This is a genomic window from Schaalia odontolytica, from assembly GCF_009730335.1.
Lineage (GTDB): Bacteria > Actinomycetota > Actinomycetes > Actinomycetales > Actinomycetaceae > Pauljensenia > Pauljensenia dentiphila.
The window spans coordinates 1204462-1223070 of the sequence record NZ_CP046315.1; the positions used below are offsets into that span (position 1 = coordinate 1204462).

Consider the following 18609-nt stretch of genomic DNA (forward strand, 5'->3'; position numbering starts at 1 on the left):
GGGCATGATGGAGAGAGCAATGAGGCACTTCCTCATCAAGAGGTGAAGGGATTTTTAACGGTGAAGACACTTCGCACTGACGTGTGTGTCATTGGTGGAGGATCCACCGGTGCCGGCGTCGTCCGCGACGTCGCCATGCGCGGCTTCTCAGCCGTCCTCGTCGACCGGGCGGACATCGCTCAGGGAACCTCCGGTCGCTTCCACGGTCTGCTCCACTCGGGCGGCCGCTACATTGCGTCCGATCCTGAGTCGGCCACCGAGTGCGCCGAAGAAAACGAGATCGTCAAGCGCATCAACGCCAACGCTGTCGAGGCCACCGGAGGCCTCTTCGTCGTGACCGCCCACGACGATGAGGAATACGCGGATCAGTTCCTGGCCCGCGCAGCGGCTGCAAAGGTGCCCGCCGCAGAAATCTCCATCGCCGAGGCGCTGCGTCGCGAACCCCGCCTGGACCCGCGCATCAAGCGCGCCTTCGAGGTCCAGGACGGCACGGTCGATGGCTGGCAGATGACCTGGGGAGCGATTCGCTCCGCGCAGGCGTACGGGGCGCAGGTCCTGACCTACCACCGCGTCACATCCATCGAGCGCGAAGGTGAGCGCATCAGCGCCGTCATCGTCCATGACGAGCGCGGGGGTGAGGACGTGCGCATCGAGTGTGGCTTCGTCCTCAACTGCGGCGGCCCCTGGGCCGGACAGATTGCCGCCATGGCCGACTGCCACGGAGTCGACGTCGTCCCCGGCGCCGGCATCATGATCGCCATGAACCACCGGTTGAGCCAATCGGTCATCAACCGCTGCGTGTGGCCCGCCGACGGCGACATCCTCGTGCCCGACCACACCGTGTGCATCATCGGTACGACCGACCTCAAGGCTGACGACCCGGATCGCCTCTCCATCCCCGCCGACCAGGTCCAGCAGATGCTGGACTCCGGCGAGGCCATGATCCCCGGCTTCCGCAAGTCCCGTGCCGTGCACGCCTGGGCCGGTGCGCGCCCCCTCATCAAGGACTCGCGCGTGTCGGCGACCGATACCCGCCACATGGCGCGCGGCATGAGCATTATCGACCACAACACGCGCGACGGCGTCTACGGCATGCTCACCATCGCGGGCGGCAAGCTCACTACCTACCGCCTCATGGCCGAACGCATCGTGGACATCATGTGCGAGGAGATGGGCGAGAAGCGCGCCTGTAAAACCGCCGACGAGGCCGTTCCTCCCGCCAAGGAAGAGCGCCTGTACACGATCGGCCACCGCCTCGACAACGTCGAATCGCGCAACGAATCCCCCTCCCACGAGCAGATCATCTGCGAGTGCGAGATGGCCACGCGCGCCATGCTCGAAAACGTCATGGACACCCTGCCCAAGGGGCAGCTCGATGACGTGCGTCGCCAGATGCGCCTGGGCATGGGCCCCTGTCAGGGCGGATTCTGCTCCCAGCGCGCCGCTGGCATCGCCCACGAGCGCGGAGATATCGATTCGATGCGCGCCAACTCCCTCCTGCGTCTCTTCCTGAAGAACCGCTGGATCGGCCTGTGGCCCATCATGTTCGGCAAGCAAGCCAGGCAGGCCGCACTGGACGCCTGGATTCACGAGGGCACGCTCGACGTCGAGCACCTGCCCGCACCCAGCGAGGAGGTTGTTCGATGAGGGACGTCGTCGTTATCGGCGCTGGCCTGGCAGGCCTGGCCGCAGCAATCAAAGCAGCCGACGCGGGACTGAGCGTCACCCTCGTAACTAAGGGCGTGGGTGGCATCCAGCTCGGCACGGGCACGGTCGACATCCTCGGCTACCGCCCCGAGCCGGTCGAGGCACCCCTGGAGGCTCTGGAAGGCCACGTAGCCTCCCGCCCGACCCACCCCTACAGCCACGTCACCCCCGACTTCGTCGGCGCATCCGTCGCATGGCTGCGTGACCTCGTCGGCGCGGACGCCCTCATCGGCGATGAGACCCGCAACGCGCGCATCCCCACCGGCGTTGGCGCGCTGCGCCCCACCTGCCTGATCCCGCCCTCGATGGAGGCCGGCATTCCCCAGGCGGGCGCCCGCTACGCCATCGTCGGACTGACGCGCTTCAAGGACTTCTACCCCGGCCTCGTCGCCGAGAACCTGACACGCCAGAACGGCCCCGACGGCGCCCCCATCAATGCCCGCGCCCTCAGTGTTGACTACGTCGTGCGCGAGGGTGAGGTCGACTCGACCGGCACCAACCACGCGCGCAGCCTCGACCACGAGGAGAACCGTGCGCGCCTGGCAGACCAGATCCGCCCCCTCCTCCAGGATGGCGAGATCGTCGGCCTGCCCGCCGTCCTCGGCCTCGACGACCCGAATGCCTGGCGCGACCTCGCAGACAAGCTCGGCCACCCCGTTTTCGAGATCCCGATCCAGCCCCCGTCGGTGCCCGGCATGCGCCTGAACGCCCTGCTGACCCGCATCGCCTCCGACAAGTGCCGCGTCATCCTCGGATCCCCGATCAAGGCCGTGCACACGGCAGATGGACGCGTAAGCGCCGTCGAATACGCCAGCGCGGGACGCTCCACGATCGTGGAAACCCGATCCCTCATCTTGGCCGCTGGCGGCTTCGAATCCGGCGCCCTCGACATGGACTCCTACGGCACCGTGCGAGAGACCATCTGCGGGCTGCCCGTCATGGGCGCCTCCGGACAGCTCCTGCACGCCGACTTCTGGGGCGAGGACCAGCCCCTCTTCCTGGCCGGCCTCGCCGTCGACGACAACATGCGCGTCCTGAACGAGGAAGGCGCGCCCGTGTGCCCGAACCTGTACGCGGCCGGAGGCAACCTGGCCGGCGCCACCCGCTGGCGCGAAAAGAGCGGCGAAGGAATCGCGCTGGCCAGCGCGCTCGCGGCCGTCGACTCGATCGTGGAGGAACTGAAATGACCCTGGAAATGTCAACGCTGATGGGACCGGGCGTGGAGGAAGAAGACGTCTTCGCCCTCACCGGTGACGCTGCGCTGCGCGCCAGCCTCGACTCGTGCGTCAAGTGCACGATCTGCGAGACCCAGTGCCCGGTCATGCGCGTCACCGACCTGTTCGCCGGCCCCAAGTACTCCGGCCCGCAGGCCGAGCGCTTCCGCAAGGACGGGCAGATGGTGGACAAGTCCATCGACTACTGTTCCTCGTGCGGCACCTGCTCGCTCGTGTGCCCCCAGGGCGTGAAGGTCACCGAGATCATCCACCACCGCCGTACCGCCATGAAGGAAGCGCATGGCATTCCGCTGCGCGACCGCCTCATCGGCCGTACCTCCCTGATCGGCACCATGATGACCCCGGTTGCCCCCATCGCGAACTGGGCGCTCGACGTCAAGCCGATTCGCCTGGCCATGGAGGCCGTCATCGGCGTGCACCGCTCGGCCCCCATGCCGCGCGCGTATGGTCGCACCTTCGAGTCCTGGTTCAAGAAGCACAAGCCGCTGGCGAACTCCGGCACGCGCGGCCAGGTGATCTTCTTCCACGGATGCGCCGGCCAGTACTTCGAGGTCGAGACCTCGATTCACTCGGTCATGGTGCTCGAGCACCTGGGTTATGAGGTCCTGGTTCCCAAGCACGGCTGCTGCGGCCTGGCCCTGCAGTCCAACGGCCTGTACGACGATGCGCGCAAGTACGTCTCTAAGCTGACCAACGACCTGCGCAGCGTCAACCGCGATGCCCCGATCATCTCCGCGTCGGGCTCGTGCGGCGGCATGCTGCGCCACGAGGCCCATGAGATCCTCGAGATGGACACCCCGGAGCTGAGGGATGTGGGTTCCCGCACGTGGGATATCAGCGAGTTCTTGCTGCACCTGTACGACAAGGGCGAACTGGACACGAACTTCCAGCGCATCGACGTCACCATCCCGTACCACGCTCCGTGTCAGGTGAAGTCCCAGGGTCTGGGCAAGCCTGCGATCGAGCTCATGAGCCTGATCCCCGGCGTCACCGTCAAGGATTCCGAGCAGCCCTGCTGCGGTATCGCGGGCACGTACGGCATGAAGAAGGAGAAGTACGCGATCGCCCAGGCCGTGGGCGCCCCCGTCTTCGACTTCATCAAGCAGGTCAACGCCGAGCTGGCCGCCTGTGACACGGAGACGTGCCGCTGGCAGCTGCGCACAGCCACCGGCGCGAACGTCGTCCACCCGATCTGGCTGATCCACAAGGCATACGGCCTGCCCAACGGCTGAGACATCAGCGAATATCCCCGGGCGCGCACGACGGTGCGTACCCGGGGACATTACTGTTGAGGAATGAACACTTCTCGCCGCGTCGTCGTCACTGGAGCCTCCACCGGAATCGGGCAGGCCACCGCCCGCCTGTTGGCGCAGAGGGGGTGGAGGGTTGTCGCCGTGGCCCGGCGCCGCGAGCCCTGGAGGCCCTCGCCGCTGACATTGGCTGCGAATACTGGGCGGCTGACCTCACCGACGAAGCGCAGGTGGAGGAGATGGCCGCACACATCCTGGAGGGTGGCCCCGTGGATGCGGTCGTCAACAACGCTGGAGGAGCCATCGGCGTGGACCGGGTCGCGGAGGGAGATCCGGCCAGGTGGAGCGCAATGTTTGAGCGCAACGTGCTCACCGCCCTGCACTGCTCGAGAGCCTTCCTGCCGGGGATGCGCGAGCGTGGGGGAGATCTCGTATTCCTGACCTCGACCGCCGCCCACGACACCTACCCGGGAGGCGGCGGCTACGTGGCCGCCAAGCACGCCGAGCGCATTATCGCGAACACGCTACGCCAGGAGCTGGTGGGCGAGCCCGTGCGCATCATCGAGATCGCGCCGGGCATGGTGCGCACCGAGGAGTTTTCCCTCAACCGCCTCGGCTCCCAGGAGGCCGCCGACCGCGTCTACGAGGGCGTTGCCGCCCCTCTCGTCGCCGAGGACGTCGCCGAGGCGATCGTGTGGACCCTGGAGCGTCCCTCCCACGTCAACATCGACTCGATGATCGTGCGCCCGGTGGCTCAGGCGACGAACACCCTCGTGGCCAGGAATACCGCCGTAGAGTAGGGCGCTTGCGCTCACAGCATGGAACGAGGCCGGGGTCGGACGCGTGATGGGGTACGCGTTGCGGTCCCGGCCTCGGGTCTCTTACACGCTCCAGGCGAGGATGACGTGTTTGCCACCGGCGATGCCCGTGGCCTTTGTCAGCTGCGTGGCCTCGCCTCCGCCAACAGGCGTTGAGTAGAGCTGGTAACTTATGTCGTCTTCGAGCTTTTTGAATGGAGCCAAGAGCGCCATGCGCGTGCCGTCGGGGCTCAGTCGCAGGGTCTTGACGATCTCGTGAGTGCCGTCGAGGTTCGGCAGGCTCACCTTCGTCCACTCCTCGATGCGCAGGGACTTGTCGGACTCCGTCGTCTGCGAGAGCAGGTCTCCCTTCTTGGAGTACGAGCGCGACCCCGTCGGAACAGGGATCAGACCGTTGAGGAGGGTAAAGGAACCGTCGGTCGACGCGGCCGCGGACGAGGAACCGGCGCTCGCGGCGGGTGTGGAGGGAGAGGAGGTGGCTCCGCAGGTGCTGAGGGCGAGTGCGGTTGCCGTGGCAAACAGGATCGTGGGGCGCGCTTTGATGGACATGTGGCACCTCTTGAGCGTGATCGGCGGGTGTCGAACGGTGCAGGATAGTTGTGAGCTGACAAATTTATTCACCTCCAAAAAGTGATGTGCGACACTTATGTATTCATAGTGTTTTCACAGTTTCGCCATAACGTCCGCTTATGTGTCGTCCCTAATCTGCGAAGCAATGATGCACAAATCAGCAGAAAGGAGAGTCCCCTTGGCGGACGACAACAAGAACCTGGCAGGTGACACCGAGCGCACCTCGATCCTGCCTCAGTCGGAGGCGCAGGTCACGGAGCAGACCGAGGTCCTGCCCGCGCACGTGGCGCAGGCGGAAACGGCGCAGATGCCTCCACTCGCCCAGGAGGAAACCAGCAAAGCTTTTGCTGGCACGCCCCTGGAGTCGGTTGCGGAGGCTTCTGTCGATGACCATGCCGGTGACGAGGCCGTGGCGGCTAGCGTCGCGACGCTCGAGCCTGCACCGAAGAAAACCTCGTGGAGCAAGCGTGCAGCTATCGCCGGCGCCGCAGCTGCGGTGCTGTGCGTCGGCTTCGGTGCGGGCATCATCACGCATGCAGCCGTCATGGGCGATGGTCAGGACTTCTATGAGCAAGGCTACGAGGACGGTGTCAGCGACCAGGGCTACGGCGACGAGGACGAGGAATTCGGCCCCGGCAATGGTCAACAGGGTTCGGGTAACGGCCAGCAGCGGGGCCCTGGTGGCCAGCAGGGACCGGGTAGCGGCCAGCAGCAGGGGCCGGGCGGTGAGCAGGGCGATACCGGCAGTACCCGCCCGGGACCTCCCCCGGAGGGAGGCCGAGGCCCCGGCAGCAAGAATGGAAGCCAGGGCAGTGAGGACTCCTCCACCCAGGGCGAAGGAACGACCGCCAGCTGAGCGGTGAGGGGGTGTGAGACACAATCGGTCTCGCGCGCCCTTCATGCGAGTGTGGCCGCCAGGGTCGAGACTGCCACGCACACGAGGAGTGCCGCAAAGACCAGGCCGAGCACCCGATTCGAGACTCTCTTGGTGAGTTTGGCTCCCACGATGCCGCCTCCCATCGACGCCGCGGTGAACAGTGTGATCATGACCCCGGCCTCGGCGGTGATCGTCAGCGTGCCCGCGAGAGTGCGCGAGGCCAGCCCGAAGGCGGCGGTGATGACCATGACCAGCAGGGACGTCGCGGAGGCCCGCTTCATCGGGTACCGTAGCGCCAGGTGCAGCGCGGGCACGATCGCGAACCCGCCGCCGACGCCGAAGAATCCCGTGAGGAAACCCGTCAGCGTCGCCAGGGCGACGACGCGGAACGCGGTCGTGAGCGTCCAGGTGCCCTTGTCGACCTTGGTATCCCCGGCCTCGTCTGAAGAGGACGAGGCAGATGGGCGTATCTGGGAGCGCACCATGAAGACCGCGACCGCTCCCAGGAGAGCGCAGAAGGAGAGCATGAGGGCACGCGCCGAAATGAGCGGCCCGAGCGCCGAGCCTGCCCACGTGCCCACGAGGCCAGCCAGGGCGAAGAGAGCGCCCTCGCGCCACGCGACGTTCCCGCTGCGAGCGCGCGTCGCCAGCGAGACGGCGGCCGTCAGCCCCACGATGATGAGGGACAAGCCCGTCGCCTGGTGGGGATCCTGCCCAAGAATGTAGACGAGGATCGGCACCGACAAGATGCCGCCTCCCGCGCCGAGCGAGCCGACGACGATGCCTACGAATGCGCCGATGAGGAGCGCTTCAACAATCATTGGTCATTTCCGAATAGATGTGGTGAGAGATAGTCCAAGGGAGGTAGAGACCGCGGGGTCCATGATGTCCGAGGCCGGCCTGCCCGCCGCGATCAGCATGCCCATCGCGCGCAGGGCAGGGGTGGCGTGTTCATAAAACGCCCGGTACCCCTCGCACAGGTAGTTATGTGAGGACTCGCCGCGGCGCACGAAACGGTCTTTCGGGCATCCTCCCCAGCACAGCCGCAGGTGTGGGCACGCGCGGCATTCGTCGTCCAGGCTGGGCTTGAGGCGAGCGAAGTCACGCATCGTCTCCGAGGCCGCCAGCTGCGTGAAGGACGAGGAGTTGATTGAGCCGACCAACCAATCCGGCTCCACCCAGTGATCGCAGGCGTACACGTCGCCGTTGAACTCCATCGCCATGTTCGCCCCGCACTGGGGCGCATGCACGCACACCGTGGCCGAGCCAAACATGGCCGACAGGGTCGAATCAACGTCCTGAATGAAGACCTCGCCGACGTCGGCGGCCAGCCACTGGTCGAACACCTCGCACAGGAAACGCCCGTAGGAAGCAGGGGATGTGGAACGGCTGGTGACGCAGTCCCCGTCCTGGCGGTACAGGAGCGCTGAGGTCCCGGAGCGCCAGCCGCGCTCGGCCTGGGCCAGGTCGCCGGCGCGCACGCGCTCGACGATGGGGATGAACTGCAGGTAGCGGGCCCCCAGATCGTCGCGGAAGTAGCGGTACACCTCCTCCCCGTGCTCCTCGTTGGCGGCGTTGACCGTGCACAGAATGTTCGTCTCCACGCCCGCGCGGGCGAGTGCCTCCCAGCCGCGCACAACCATCGCGTGTGTGCCCCGCCCGCCACGGTTGAGCCGGTAGGCGTCGTGCAGGGGAGCGGGACCGTCGATGGACACGCCCACGAGGAAGTCATGGTCCGCGAAAAAGCGGGCCCAGTCGTAGGTCACCAGCGTGCCATTAGTCTGCAGGGCGTGACGCACACGCTGGGTGGGGCGACGGTAGCGCTCACACAGCTGAATGAGACGCTCAAAAAAAGGCAGGCCACGCAGGGTCGGCTCCCCGCCCTGCCACAGCATCGTGACCTCGCCGTCGGGGCTCGACTCCAGGAACGCCTCGACGTAACGTTCCAAGGTCTGCTCGGACATAGTCTGCGCCGCTGCGTCGTAGAGCAGCTCCTTGGACAGGAAAAAGCAGTACTGGCAATCCAGGTTGCACGCTGCCCCCGTCGGTTTGGTGACGACGGAGAAGGGGATCGAGCGCGTCACGGCCTACCCCCGCGACCGGCGCGCGCCTCCATCGACGAGGCCGGCCCTGCCTCCCGGGGTGAGCCTCCCTCGGGGAGGTGGGTGGCTGCGCCGTCCTCCTCAAAGGGACGGGCGGCAATATACGCGCTGGCCTGAGCGGCACCCAAAGGCCCCAGCGATGCCCCCACGACGTCGATATCCCACTCCATGACGGGAATCAGCTCGCTATACATGGCGGCCGCGATGTCGGATCGCAGGGACGGGAACGCGTCGACGATTTCGCCGGCCACGATGATAGCCCGAGGGTTAATGAGGAGCGCCGCCGATCCGAGGACATAGCCCACAGCCTGGGCAGCCCGCTCCAGGGCATCGCGCGCACGCGTATCGCCGGATAATACGGCGGCTCGCAGCTGAGTAATATCGGCAACGCCCGCGTGCTCGCACAGCGCCGGGACGGATGCCAGTGTTTCGAGGCAACCGCGCTTGCCACAGGCGCAGGGTGAGTCATTGGCGCCCACCGTCATGTGCCCGAGTTCCCCGGCCAGCCCTCCCGCCCCGCCAACGAGGCGAAAATCGGAGACGACGCAGCCGCCCACGCCCCCAGATAGACGCAAGTAGATGAACGAGGACATATCCGCGCCCGCGCCCCACAGGGCCTCCGCGAGCGCCGCCATGCGCACGGTGTTGTCGACGATCGGGAGAGGATCCCACCAGCGACGCGTGAGCTTGCTGAGCTCCTCCATGGTCGGGTACGCGTCCGAGGAAAGCCTGGCGTTACGCCCCATCGGAATGGGAACACCCACGCCCACCGCGCGCACCGTCGAAGTATCGATTCCTTGACGGGCCGCGCTCGCGGCCAGAGCCTCGCAGGTTTGCTCGAGAGAGAGCTGGAGGGAGGGGGAGGCGGGGGAGACGATATGAACGGCGGCCAGGACGGTGCCGGCGCGCGAGAGCATGACGCCCGCGCACGACGTGCGCGTGACGTTCAGGCCGACGCAGTGTGCCGCCGATGAGTTGAGGGTGAGGAGCTGGGTGGGCCGGCCTCGTCCGGGGGCGTTCGTGCGCATGGGCGTCACCGATCCCTCGTCGAGGAGGGTGGTGAGCGCACGCCCCAGGTTTGTGCGCGAGGTGTCGAGGGCCTCGCACAGCTGGGAGCGCGTTGCGGGGGCTTTGGCCAGGTGGGCGACGATGCGGTCTTCGAGGGTGGGCAGTGGTCTGCGCGTGGGGTAGTGCATGCCTCTCCTTCCCGGCGCTTCGTCGTTGGTATCCGCTCGGGGCGCTCCGGCCTCGTTGACACTTTCTATGATACGCGTCACTGTGTGGGGTGTGCAGGGCGCGCGTTGGCCTCGGCGGCGGGATCGTGCGTGTCCTCCCGCCGCCGAGGCAGGGGGTTAGTCGCTCGTGACCTCGTCGAGGTCGGAGCGAGCCGTGTTCACCAGCGGGATGTCGAAGTCCGTCATCGCGGCCATCCACTTGGCGAAGGAGTGATCCCCGCGCTCACGCAGCTGCAGGTAGAGGTTCGTGGCCAACTCCCTGCGAATCTCGTCGTAGACGGGCACGGTGTACACGTTGTTCATCTCCGCCGGATCCAGTCGCAGGTCGTAGAGCTCGTTGATCGACTCGGGGTTGATGACGAGCTTGAAGTCCCGCGTGCGCAGCATGCGCTGCTGGAGGGGGAAGTGGTGGCCGTGGAACTCGCACACGATGTCCTCGCGCCAGCCTTCGACCTGTCCGCCGCGCGTCAGGTCCACGATCGAGCGGCCGTCCTCCACGAGCGAAGTGTCCAGGCCTGCGATGTCGAGGACCGTGGCCGGCAGATCGATGAGGGAGACGAATGCGTCGGAGCGACCCACGGTTGAGACGCCGGGGATGTGGGCTATGAAGGGGACGTTGTAGATGTCGTCGTACATCATCGGGCCCTTGTCGTTGAGGCGGTGTGAACCCGTGAATTCACCGTGGTCCGCACAGAAGAAGACCGCCGTGTCGTCCAGGATGCCCAGCTCGCGCGCCACGTCCATGATGCGCCCTATCTCGAAGTCGATCATGGCCGTGTAACCCCAGTAGACCGCGATGAGCTTCTTCCACTGCTCGTTCGTGAACGAGGACGTGGACCAGTAGGTCGCGTAGTTCTCCTGGATCGGGGGCTTGCCGATGAGGGAGTCGCCGAAGTTTTCCGGCAGCTCGACGTCGTTTGGATCGATGAGGTCGAACCACTCGTCGGGCAGGAAGTAGGGCAGGTGGGGGCCGAAGAAGTGCACGTCGAGGCAGAAAGGCTGCTTCGAGTCCTTCCAGTCGGCGGCGTACTCGCGAAGCTTCTCGATCGCGCGGTCCGCCAGGAAGCGCTCGAAGGTGGCTTCCTCGGGCTGGTCGAGGCGCGCGGCGATGATGTGCCCGTCGCGTCCGCCGGGCAGCTTGCCGCGCCACAGGTCGTGCGCGCGCACCGGCGGGAGGTTGTTGGCCTCGAGCCAGGCGACGTACTTCTCGTTGGCGACCGGATTTTCGGCGCCCCAGTAGGTGTCGTCGTCCGCGCCGAACTTGTCGGGCAGGTTGTAGCCGCAGTGGTATTTGCCGACGATGCCGACGTTGTAGCCGGCGTCGCGCAGTTCCTGCGTGTACGTCCACGTGCCCTCGGGGATCGAGACCTGGTAAGCGATATTCCATTCGGGGTTGGCCAGCACCTGGTGTTTGCCCGGGCGCTTGCCGGTCAGCAGGGAGGCGCGAGCCGGCGTGCAGATAGCCGTGGGGGTGAAGCAATGGGTGAAGGCGAAGCCCGATTCGCCCATCGCGTCGATGACGGGGGTTTGCGCGTGGGGGTTGCCCAGGCAGCCGATCGTGTCGGTGCGGTGCTGGTCGGTCATGATGACCAGGACGTTGCGCACGTTGTCGGGAATGTCCCGAGTCGTATCAGTCATTGCAGTGCCTTTTCGTCGTTGAAATCGAAGGGGAGAGCGCTCACTTCTGGGCGACGACCTTGTCCATGTCTTCAAGCTCGGCGCCGCTGGTCTCGGTGAGGAACTTCGCCGTGAAGATGACCGCTAGGACGCCGAAGGCGCAGTAGATCCAGTAGGTGCCGGCCGGCGACCAGGCGATGAGGAAGGGGAAGAGGAGGACGACCAGGAAGTTGACGAGGAAGTCGGCACCCGACGCGAGCGACATGGCGCCGCCGCGGATCGAGTTGGGGAACATCTCGCCCATGACGATGGAGAAGATGGGGCCCCACGAGGAGGTGAATCCGAGCAGGAACGTGCACAGGGCCGCGACCGCCAGGAATGCCAGGACGGGGGAGTCCGCGACATCCGGCTTGCCGTCGATGGTGGGGGCGACCGTGAAGACCGTCGCCACGATGCCGAGCGAGACGAAGATGAGGGTGCCGCCGTAGATCAGCATGCGCTTGCGGCCCACGCGGTCCACCAGCATGATGCCCGACAGGACACCGACGATCTTGAAGGCGGTGATGAGCAGGGTCTGGGCCAGGGCCATCGACTCGGTGAAGCCGACGGCGGCGAACAGTGAGTTCGAGTAGAAGAAGACGCCGTTGATACCGGTCAGCTGCTGGAACGCGGCGATCGCCATGCCGACAAACACGAGGCCGCGCCACTGCGAGGATAGGATCTGTCCGATCGAGAGCTTCGCACCGCCCGTGATCGTCAGGGACTGGGCGATGGCCTCGACGCGGGCCGCGGGGTCTTCCTCGCCGGACAGCTTGGCCAGGATCTCCTCGGCCTCCTTGGTGCGGCCCACGGACACGAGGTAACGGGGAGACTCCGGAATCTTCGCCGTAAACACCACGAAGAGCAGGGCCGGGATAATGAGGCAGGCGAAGAGGACCTGCCATGTCATGAGGCCGCCGAACGCCGGCTTGGCAGCGCCACCCGTGATCGAGACGACCGCCGTGTTGATGAGGCCGGCGAAGAACAGGCCCAGGATGATCGCGAGCTGGCGGAAGCCGATGAGACGCCCGCGGATGTCAGCGGGCGCGATCTCGGCGACGTAGCCGGGGGCAACCGTGGTCGCCGCGCCGAAGCCGATGCCGCCAATGATGCGGGTCAGGAGTAGGAAGGGATAGCCGAGGCTACCGAGTAGGGGAGAGATGGGTCCGAGGAGGGCCTCAACAAGCAGGAAGGGACCGACCCACATGAGAGTGGTCTTGCGGCCGATTTTGTCGGAGATGCGACCCGCGGCGAGGGCGCCAATCAGGCCGCCGATGACACCTGCCGCGCCCGCAACGCCCTGCAGGATCGGGCCGAGCTCGAAGGTGGATCCCACGGCCTTGATGGCGGCGTTGAGGACCATGCCCTCGAATCCGTAGAAGAAGGGGCCGAGGGTGGCGATCAGAGCGAGAGTCGTTGCGTAGCGCCTCGCTTGCTTGTCGCGGGGTGTGAGTGTGGTTGTCGATGACATGTCTTCATCCTTGAAGGTGTGGTGATGCGCCCGCGCCTGCCGTGTGCGCTTCATTCACCGTACGCGCGCAAGTTTGTGTCCGAAGTAACGGACATAAACAGATGTAGTGAACTAGGTCACTAAAAAGCGTGTCTTTAGCGCGTTTGAACCACGAACTCCGGATTCGGCGTCTGTGCCGGCGTCACCGAATCAGCATCAATGACCAGCGCCTTCCCACCGCGCACACGCAGCGTACCGCTCACATGCACCCAGCTATCCGCCGCAGGAGCAGGCCCAGCCCACCGCACCGCAAACCCAACCGGATACGCATCCGCCGCACAACACCAAATAGCCATACGCGCCACCGCAAAGCTCTCCTCATCCGTCACACGCGGAATCGACGCCTGGGCGCTCGCGGCCTCGGCACTGAGCACGAAGCCAGTCAGCTCGACACGCTGACCATCGTGCGCGCGTCCGTTGGCGATCATCTCCTCCACCTGGGAATAGAAGTTGTCGGTCGTGAGCTCCAGCTTCCCGCTCGACGAGGCCTGCCCCGCGCCCGCGTTCTGGCTGCCACTGCCGCTGGCTGGGTTTGTGCCCCCGTTCGCTGCGTCGTTGGATGTCCCGGGGGTGTCCTCGGTCGAATCGTCGGTGTCCGCGTCGATGGTGGATCCGCCAGAGGTGGGGCGTGCGCCAATCGCGCCCGCGGCCAGCTCGGAGGGGGAGACGCGGAAGGGGAGGATGAGCAGGGCGGCAGCCAGGAGGGCGACGAGGCTGCGCGTCATGGCCCGGTAGGAGGTGGCCGTGTCCGCGCTCTTGTGTTCGCCGGCGTCGATGCGCGCGGAGAGTGCGAGCGCGCAGGCGAACAGGCCGATGCTGGACGCGATGATGCCCAAGCGTGCCGACGGGGGCACGAAGGACGCATAGCGGCCAGACATGGCGAGCCACAGCAGCACGCCGCCGAGGGACGCGAGAGAGAGCGACTCGAGGACGGGGGCGATGCGGTCGATGAGCTTCACGCGAGGACCCCCATCCACCAGGCGCCACCAATGACGGCGGCGGCGATGCACGTGACGGTCGCAAACAGGCGAAGCACGAATGCGCCGCGGAACTGCGAGGACAGCAGCGCCACGTTCTTTACGTCCATCATCGGGCCGTAGACCATGAACCCCATGAGTGCCCCCTGCGGCGCGAGGGAGGCCAGCGAACGCGCGATCACCGCGTCCGAAGAGGAACACAGCGACAGGGCGAAGCCCGCCGCCATCATGAGCGCCAGGGCACCGGGAGCGGGCAGGCCCGCGAGCAGGGAAGACACCGGCCAGAACACCTGCGCCGCAGTCGAGGCGGCCACACCGCCCAGCAGATAGGGCAGGATTCGCCCGAAGGAATGGCCAGTCGCGCCAAGGATGCCAGAGAACGAGCGGTCCGGCGTCTCGCAGCCGCCGTCGCATCCGCACGAGTCCCCGTCGTGGAGGTGGGCTTCCTCGCGCAGGGCGCTCGGAGGAGAAGCCAGCATCGACAGGCCTACCGACAACGCGACGATGATGCTCAGCCCAATGCGCGCACCCACAATCGCCCACGAGCCGAACGCGTAATACGTTGATGCAATCACCAGGGGATTGATCGCGGGGGAAGCCAGCATGAGAGTGGTCGCCGCCGACAGGGGAACGCCCTTGCGCAGCAGTGAACGAAAGATCGGCACCGCCGAGCAATCGCAGACGGGAAGAAGGAAAGCAGCGACGAGAGCGGTCAACACGGACGCCACAGGGTTCGTCGGAAACACGCGCGCGATCAGGGCGGGGGAGACGAAGGCCTCGATGAGTTCTGCGACGAACACGCCCAGAAGCAGGAAGGGAATCGCCTGCAGGGTCATGCCCACGGCGATCGTCGCCGCGCGACCAACGGGCACACCCGATCCGGCCAGGGTTCCCTGCGCCGCCCACACGGCAATCAGCGCCACCAACACGAGCGCGCCGACAAGCACACTCCAGGGACGCGCAGGGCGTTTCGTATCCATTACACTCACCCTACAACTCTAGGCTAGGCCTTGCGTGCCCCACCGCTCACTCGCCGACCACGGCCCACCAGGGCGCCGCCTGCGTACGCGAGGCCAAGCGCCCGAGGTCGCGCTGTGTGCAGACAGACGTTCCGCCCAGTGGGCGCGCCGGAGTTTCTTCGCTACACTGGTTTTTCGCTACGATCCGGCCCGCTCCAGCGGGGTATCACCGGGGAGCATCCGGAAGAAAGAGGGCAGCGACAGCCGGCCACGGCCTCGTCCCCTCCAGTAGAACCGGACGGGAGGGCCCGACATAGCCCCAACGAAGCGGCCGCGGCCCGTGAGGGAGCGGCAAGCGGGGTGGTACCGCGGGTGCCGGCGACGCCGGTCCTCGTCCCTGTATAGGCGCGAGACGAGGACACTCATGACGAAGCACGGCTTCTACCCCCGCCACCGGCAAGACGAGGTGGACCCCAGCCCTTCCTTCCCCGCGATGGAAGAGGGCACCCTGGCCTTCTGGGCCAACAACGACACCTTCCGCAAATCCATTGAGATGCGCGACGCCGGCGAGAATGGCTCCAACGAGTTCGTGTTCTACGATGGCCCGCCTTTCGCCAACGGCCTGCCCCACTACGGTCACCTCCTGACCGGCTATGTCAAGGACGTCGTGGGCCGCTACCAGACTATGAAAGGCCACCGCGTCGAGCGCCGCTTCGGCTGGGACACGCACGGTCTGCCCGCCGAGCTCGAGGCTCAGCGCCAGCTCGGCATCGAGGACGTCACCGAGATCACCCGTGAGGGTGGCGTCGGCATCGAGGCGTTCAACGCCGCCTGCCGCTCCTCCGTTCTGCGCTACACGAAGGAATGGGAAGAGTACGTCACCCGCCAGGCCCGCTGGGTGGACTTCGAGCACGACTACAAGACGCTCGACATGTCCTACACCGAGTCCGTGATCTGGGCGTTCAAGCAGCTCTACGACAAGGGCCTGGCCTACCAGGGTCACCGCGTCCTGCCCTACTGCTGGAACGACCGCACGCCTCTGAGCAATCACGAGCTCAAGATGGACGACGACGTGTACCAGGACCGCACCGACAACACGGTGACGGTGGGCCTGCGCCTCGAGACGAAGCTGCGCGAGGACTCGGCGCGCCCCGAGCTGGCCCTCATCTGGACGACCACGCCCTGGACGCTGCCGTCGAACTCGGCCGTCGCCGTGGGCCCGGAGATCCAGTACTCCCTCGTTGAGGTTGCCGCCGACCACGAGGGTGTGCTCGCTGGCGAGCGCGTCCTCATCGCCACCGACCTGATCCCCGCCTACGCCAAGGAGCTGGGCGAGGAACCCACCGTCGTGGCCACCTACAAGGGCTCGGAGCTGGTGGGCATCCACTACCACCCGATCTACGACTACTTCGACACCCCTGAGCGCCGCGCTGAGGGTGGCGCTCCCGGCCCCAACGGCTGGTCCATCATCGCCGCCGACTACGTGACGACCACGGACGGCACCGGCCTCGTCCACCAGGCCCCCGCCTTCGGTGAGGACGACATGTGGACGTGCATGGAGTACGGCATCGGCGTCGTTCTGCCCGTCGACGAGGGCGGCGTCTTCACCTCCGAGGTAAGCGACTACGAGGGCATGCAGATCTTCGACGCGAACCGCTACGTGGTCGCCGACCTGCGCGAGCAGGGTGGCCCGATCGCGCGCCGCGCCCCCGAGATCCGCGCCGTGCTGGTGCGCGAGAAGTCCTACGTGCACTCCTACCCGCACTGCTGGCGCTGCCGCAAGCCCCTCATGTACAAGGCCGTGTCCTCGTGGTTCGTCCGCGTCACCGAGATTCGCGATCGCATGGTGGAGCTCAACCAGGAGATCACCTGGACCCCCTCGCACACTAAGGACGGCATCTTCGGCAAGTGGCTGGAGGGCGCCCGTGACTGGTCGATCTCGCGTAACCGCTTCTGGGGCGCGCCGATCCCCGTGTGGGTCTCGGATGATCCGGCATACCCGCGCACCGACGTCTACGGCTCCATCGCGGAGCTCGAGGCCGACTTCGGCGTGAAGGTCACGGACTTCCACCGTCCCTTCATCGACTCCCTGACGCGCCCGAACCCGGACGACCCGACGGGCAAGTCGACGATGCGTCGCATCTCCGACGTGTTCGACTGCTGGTTCGAGTCCGGCTCGATGCCCTTCGCGCAGGTGCACTACCCCTTTGAGAACCAGGAGTGGTTCGAGAACCACTACCCGGGCGACTTCATCGTCGAGTACATCGGTCAGACGCGCGGCTGGTTCTACACGCTGCACGTCCTGGCGACCGCGCTCTTCGATCGCCCGGCGTTCCGCTCCTGCGTCTCCCACGGCATCGTCCTGGGTGACGACGGCCTGAAGATGAGTAAGTCGCTGCGTAACTACCCGGACGTGGCCGAGGTGTTCAACAAGTACGGCTCCGACGCGATGCGTTGGTTCCTCATGTCGAGCCCGGTCGTGCGCGGCGGCAACCTGATCGTCAAGGAGGAGTCGATCCGCGACACCGTCCGTCAGGTGCTGCTGCCCATCTGGAACACCTACTACTTCTTCACGCTGTACGCGGGTGCCTGCAACAAGGGCGAGGGCTACGAGGCCTCGCGCATCGATCTGTCGTCGCCCGAGGCCGTGGCCGCGCTGGCGCAGATGGACCGCTACCTGCTGGCCCACACCCGCACCCTCGCCGAGGATGTGCGCGGCGCGCTTGACGGCTACGACGTGGCCGGCGCGTGCGAGGCGATCCGTGATTACCTGGACGTCCTGACGAACTGGTACGTGCGTACCCAGCGTCAGCGCTTCTGGGACGAGGATGGCGCCGCGTTTGACACGCTGTACACCGCTCTCGTGACGCTCATGGAGCTGGCGGCGCCCCTGCTGCCGCTGTTGAGCGAGGAAATCTGGCGAGGCCTGACGGGCGGCGAGTCCGTGCACCTCGTAGACTTCCCCGTCATCGACGAGGCCGTGGACGCCCCCGAGCTGGTCGCCGCGATGGACGAGGTTCGTTCGATCGTGTCGGCAGCACACGCGCTGCGTAAGACGCATCAGCTGCGCGTGCGCCAGCCGCTGGCCTCGCTGCTGGTCGTGTCGGAGGACTTCGCTGCGCTGGAGCCCTTCGCGGACCTGATTGCCTCCGAGGTGAACGTGAAGTCCGTGGTCTTCTCCGCGCCGCAGGACTCGGGTCTGAGCGTTCGCACCGAGCTGGCGCTGAACCCGCGCGCCTTCGAACCGGCGGTTCGTAAGCTGACGAGCCAGCTGTTCAAGGCTCAGAAGTCCGGTGAGTGGGAGGTCGTGGACGGCGAGTGCCGTTTCGGCTCCGTCGAGCTGGATGGGGCGCCGCTGGTGCTCACGGGCGACATGTTCTCCGTGTCCACCTCCGTGGACGCCGCCGAGGGCCAGGTCGCGGACGTGCTGGCGTCGGGTACTTTCGTGGTGCTCGATACGGAGCTGACCCCCGAGCTTGAGGCCGAGGGGTACGCCCGCGACGTCGTGCGCGCCGTTCAGGATGAGCGTAAGAACGCCGGCTTGCACATCGCGGACCGCATCGACCTGTCGCTGACGGTTCCCGCCGAGCACGTGGCCGACGTGGAGACCTGGCGCGACATGATCGCCACCGAGACCCTCGCTCTGTCGCTGACGGTCGAGGCCGGCGACAAGCTCGCGGTGAGCGTCGCCAAGCACTGAGTGCTGTTACTGA

Annotated in this window: 13 protein-coding genes and 1 pseudogene; 6 read left to right on the forward strand and 8 right to left on the reverse strand. The window is 66.4% G+C overall.

Annotated features, from left to right (window positions below; translation table 11 throughout):
* Positions 1–60 precede the first annotated feature (60 nt).
* The 4 genes and pseudogenes from glpA to FOC40_RS05190 all read left to right on the forward strand — a co-directional run bounded on the left by glpA (position 61) and on the right by FOC40_RS05190 (position 4992).
* Positions 61–1647, forward strand: a complete 1587-nt coding sequence (gene glpA, locus FOC40_RS05175; RefSeq protein WP_039929741.1) for an anaerobic glycerol-3-phosphate dehydrogenase subunit GlpA — start codon at positions 61–63, stop codon at positions 1645–1647.
* Positions 1644–2894 carry a glycerol-3-phosphate dehydrogenase subunit GlpB gene (glpB, locus tag FOC40_RS05180; protein WP_003796329.1) on the forward strand — a complete coding sequence of 417 codons (1251 nt, stop codon included), beginning with the start codon at positions 1644–1646 and terminating at the stop codon, positions 2892–2894. Before glpA ends, glpB begins: the two co-directional genes overlap by 4 nt.
* Positions 2891–4174, forward strand: a complete 1284-nt coding sequence (locus FOC40_RS05185) for an anaerobic glycerol-3-phosphate dehydrogenase subunit C (protein WP_003796331.1) — start codon at positions 2891–2893, stop codon at positions 4172–4174. Before glpB ends, FOC40_RS05185 begins: the two co-directional genes overlap by 4 nt.
* 63 nt (positions 4175–4237) lie before the next feature.
* Positions 4238–4992: pseudogene (locus tag FOC40_RS05190) on the forward strand (SDR family oxidoreductase).
* A gap of 81 nt (positions 4993–5073) precedes the next feature.
* On the opposite strand, the gene FOC40_RS05195 reads toward FOC40_RS05190, so the two are convergent.
* A complete protein-coding gene (locus FOC40_RS05195; protein ID WP_003796335.1) occupies positions 5074–5559 on the reverse strand; it encodes a hypothetical protein in 486 nt (161 codons plus the stop codon).
* Between the two features lie 199 nt (positions 5560–5758).
* Between FOC40_RS05195 and FOC40_RS05200 the strand changes: the two genes are divergently transcribed.
* Entirely contained in the window at positions 5759–6436 is a 678-nt protein-coding gene (locus tag FOC40_RS05200) for a hypothetical protein (RefSeq protein ID WP_165477726.1), read from the forward strand.
* A gap of 41 nt (positions 6437–6477) precedes the next feature.
* On the opposite strand, the gene FOC40_RS05205 is transcribed toward FOC40_RS05200, so the two are convergent.
* The 7 genes from FOC40_RS05205 to FOC40_RS05235 all read right to left on the reverse strand — a co-directional run bounded on the left by FOC40_RS05205 (position 6478) and on the right by FOC40_RS05235 (position 14917).
* On the reverse strand, positions 6478–7278 hold the full coding sequence (locus FOC40_RS05205) for a sulfite exporter TauE/SafE family protein (protein WP_003796339.1): 801 nt from the start codon (positions 7276–7278) through the stop codon (positions 6478–6480).
* Positions 7279–7281: 3 nt separating this feature from the next.
* Entirely contained in the window at positions 7282–8541 is a 1260-nt protein-coding gene (locus FOC40_RS05210; RefSeq protein ID WP_003796341.1) for an anaerobic sulfatase maturase, read from the reverse strand.
* Positions 8538–9755 (reverse strand): ROK family transcriptional regulator, encoded by a 1218-nt coding sequence (locus tag FOC40_RS05215; protein WP_003796343.1) that lies wholly within the window; start codon positions 9753–9755, stop codon positions 8538–8540. The genes FOC40_RS05210 and FOC40_RS05215 overlap by 4 nt, the downstream gene beginning before the upstream one ends.
* A gap of 156 nt (positions 9756–9911) precedes the next feature.
* On the reverse strand, positions 9912–11432 hold the full coding sequence (locus FOC40_RS05220) for a sulfatase-like hydrolase/transferase (RefSeq protein WP_003796345.1): 1521 nt from the start codon (positions 11430–11432) through the stop codon (positions 9912–9914).
* A 40-nt stretch (positions 11433–11472) separates the two neighbouring features.
* The gene (locus FOC40_RS05225) at positions 11473–12921 is read right to left on the reverse strand and encodes a sugar porter family MFS transporter (RefSeq protein WP_196773368.1); all 1449 of its coding nucleotides are present in this window, start codon (positions 12919–12921) and stop codon (positions 11473–11475) included.
* A gap of 134 nt (positions 12922–13055) precedes the next feature.
* The gene (locus FOC40_RS05230; RefSeq protein WP_003796349.1) at positions 13056–13919 is read right to left on the reverse strand and encodes a TIGR03943 family putative permease subunit; all 864 of its coding nucleotides are present in this window, start codon (positions 13917–13919) and stop codon (positions 13056–13058) included.
* On the reverse strand, positions 13916–14917 hold the full coding sequence (locus FOC40_RS05235) for a permease (protein WP_039929745.1): 1002 nt from the start codon (positions 14915–14917) through the stop codon (positions 13916–13918). The genes FOC40_RS05230 and FOC40_RS05235 overlap by 4 nt, the downstream gene beginning before the upstream one ends.
* 403 nt (positions 14918–15320) lie before the next feature.
* Here FOC40_RS05235 and ileS point away from each other — a divergent pair, with 403 nt between their 5' ends.
* On the forward strand, positions 15321–18596 hold the full coding sequence (gene ileS / locus FOC40_RS05245) for an isoleucine--tRNA ligase (protein ID WP_003796353.1): 3276 nt from the start codon (positions 15321–15323) through the stop codon (positions 18594–18596).
* Positions 18597–18609 lie beyond the last annotated feature (13 nt).

Excerpts from the sequence above, each read along its gene's own strand:
- FOC40_RS05235 (WP_039929745.1), bottom strand. The coding sequence starts at position 14,917 with ATGGATACGAAACGCCCTGCGCGTCCCTGGAGTGTGCTTGTCGGCGCG.
- FOC40_RS05185 (WP_003796331.1), top strand. The coding sequence starts at position 2,891 with ATGACCCTGGAAATGTCAACGCTGATGGGACCGGGCGTGGAGGAAGAA.
- ileS (WP_003796353.1), top strand. The coding sequence starts at position 15,321 with ATGACGAAGCACGGCTTCTACCCCCGCCACCGGCAAGACGAGGTGGAC.
- FOC40_RS05195 (WP_003796335.1), bottom strand. The coding sequence starts at position 5,559 with ATGTCCATCAAAGCGCGCCCCACGATCCTGTTTGCCACGGCAACCGCA.
- FOC40_RS05215 (WP_003796343.1), bottom strand. The coding sequence starts at position 9,755 with ATGCACTACCCCACGCGCAGACCACTGCCCACCCTCGAAGACCGCATC.
- FOC40_RS05205 (WP_003796339.1), bottom strand. The coding sequence starts at position 7,278 with ATGATTGTTGAAGCGCTCCTCATCGGCGCATTCGTAGGCATCGTCGTC.
- glpB (WP_003796329.1), top strand. The coding sequence starts at position 1,644 with ATGAGGGACGTCGTCGTTATCGGCGCTGGCCTGGCAGGCCTGGCCGCA.
- FOC40_RS05225 (WP_196773368.1), bottom strand. The coding sequence starts at position 12,921 with ATGTCATCGACAACCACACTCACACCCCGCGACAAGCAAGCGAGGCGC.
- FOC40_RS05220 (WP_003796345.1), bottom strand. The coding sequence starts at position 11,432 with ATGACTGATACGACTCGGGACATTCCCGACAACGTGCGCAACGTCCTG.